Here is a 2,091-nt window from a genome sequence, read left to right as displayed (position 1 = left end):
GCCCCGACCCTAAACGGCCGGACTCCGGCCGGCCGCCACGACCAGGCGCGTCCGGCCGGTCCTACGGCTAGCCGCCGGAGGCCCGCCGGCCGCGTGCCGCCACCGCGCCCGCCCAGCCCAGACCGCCCGCCGCGACCAGCAGCAGCGCCACCTCGGGCAGGATGCCGAGCCGGGTCGCGGGCGTCTCGGAGGTGCGCAGCGGCACCTTCATGTCGATGTGGGCGGGGACGAACATGCCGGTGTGCCGCGCGACCCGCCCGTCCGGCATGATCACCGCGCTGACACCGCTGGTCACGGGCACGGTCACGGTGCGGCTGTGCTCGACGGCGCGGACGCGGGACATGGCGAGCTGCTGGTAGGTCATCTCGCTGCGGTCGAAGGTGGCGTTGTTGCTCGGCACGGAGATCATCTGGGCGCCGTGGGTGACGGTGTCCCGCACCGCCCAGTCGAACGCGGCCTCGTAGCAGGTGGCGAGGCCGACCTTGACGCGGCCGAAGCCGAAGACGCCCGGCTTGTCGCCCCGGCTGAAGTCCTGGCGGACCATGCTGGTCCACTCGCCGTTGATCGCGCCGATGAGCGAGCGCATCGGGAGGTACTCACCGAAGGGCTGCACCTGGCGCTTGTCATAGGTCTGGAGCGGTCCCTTGACCGGGTCCCAGAGGATCTGCTCGTTCAGGAGCCTGCCGTCCCGCTCGACGACCGAGCCGACCGAGACGGGCGCGTCGATCGCCTCGGCGGCGCCCTGGATGACGGCGGCCGCGTCGGGGGCCGCGAAGGGGTCGATGTCGGAGGAGTTCTCCGGCCAGAGCACGAAGTCGGGGCGCGGCTCCTTGCCCGCCGCGACCCGGGCGGCGAGACGGCGGGTCTCCTGCGCGTGGTAGTCGAGCACGGCGCGCCGCTGGGCGTTGAACTCCAGCCCCGCGCGCGGCACGTTCCCCTGGATCACCGCCACGGTCGCGGTCCCCGCCTCGGCCTTGTCGCTGACCAGCGCACGGGCGCCGACCGCGCCCACCACCGGCACCGCGACACTGAGCAGCGCGACGGCGGCGGCGCACCGCCGTACCTCGCTGTCGCGGCGGCGCAGGACCAGCCGGACGATCTCGAAGAGGCCGAAGCCGCACAGGACGACGCCGAAGCCGAGCACCGGGGTGCCGCCCAGCGCCGCGAGCGGCAGGAAGACGCCGTCCGCCTGACCGAAGGCGACCTTGCCCCAGGGGAAGCCGCCGAACGGCATCCGCGCGCGTACCGCTTCTCCGGCGGTCCACAGCGCCGCCGCCCACACGGGCCAGCCGGGCAGCCGGGACACGGCGGCGACGCCGGCGCCGACCAGGGCGATGTAGACCGCCTCGATGACGACCAGGGCGATCCAGGGGCCGGGGCCGACCTCCACGCCGGTCCACACCAGGAGCGGCAGCAGGAAGCCGAGGCCGAAGAGGTAGCCGAGGCCGAGCGCCGTCTTCCAGGTCCGGCCGCGCAGCGCCCAGGCGAAACCGGCGAAGGCGGGCAGCGCCAGCCACCACAGGGTGCGGGGCGGGAAGCTGATGTAGAGGAGCACGCCGCTCAGCGCGGACACGAGGGCCGGGACCAGGCGGATCAAACGGGCTCGCGCGCCCTTGGCCGGAGGCTGCTGGAGCCGGTCCGGCCGGTCCACGGAAGTTGCGGTGACGGTCACCCTGGGGAGTGTACGGCGGTCCGCACACCCCCTGACATGCCGGTCATCACGGCATTCCCGCGCAACTCGTCCACAAATCGGCCCGCAGCCATTAGCGTGATCCGAGCCTCGGCGGTGCGGCCGGTCCCGGCCGGATGCCGTCGCGAGGTGCGGCCACAGGTCGGGGGACCGGGTGCGAGGGGCTACGGGTGGCGTCGACGGGGATGGAGTGCGCGTCCGGGCCGGACGCGGACCGTGCGGGACGAAGGGTGTCCGACGGTGCGGGGATGATCCTGCTCGGGCTGTGCGCGGCCTGGTCGCTGATGTCGGCGGCGGCGCACGACGGCCGGCCGGAGGGGATGCTGCTGGCGGTGCTCGCCACCGCGGCGGGCTGCGCGGCGGGACGGATGTCGGGGGCACTGCTCCCGGTGGCCGCGCCG

1 protein-coding gene and 1 pseudogene are annotated in these 2,091 nt (G+C 74.4%); one reads left to right on the top strand and one right to left on the bottom strand.

Translation table 11 applies throughout. From position 1 onward, the window contains the following. Positions 1 to 67: 67 nt before the first annotated feature. Positions 68 to 1,672, bottom strand: coding sequence for an apolipoprotein N-acyltransferase (lnt, locus tag GT030_RS28725; RefSeq protein WP_161203580.1), 1,605 nt, complete (start codon positions 1,670 to 1,672; stop codon positions 68 to 70). 203 nt (positions 1,673 to 1,875) lie between these two features. On the opposite strand from lnt, the pseudogene GT030_RS28720 reads away from it, so the two are divergent. Further along, positions 1,876 to 2,091: pseudogene (locus GT030_RS28720) on the top strand (O-antigen polymerase); the annotation flags it as partial.

The sequence above is a fragment of the Streptomyces sp. SID1328 genome, from assembly GCF_009865595.1.
Taxonomy (GTDB): domain Bacteria; phylum Actinomycetota; class Actinomycetes; order Streptomycetales; family Streptomycetaceae; genus Streptomyces; species Streptomyces griseoluteus.
This window is presented reverse-complemented; position numbering and strand designations above follow the sequence as displayed.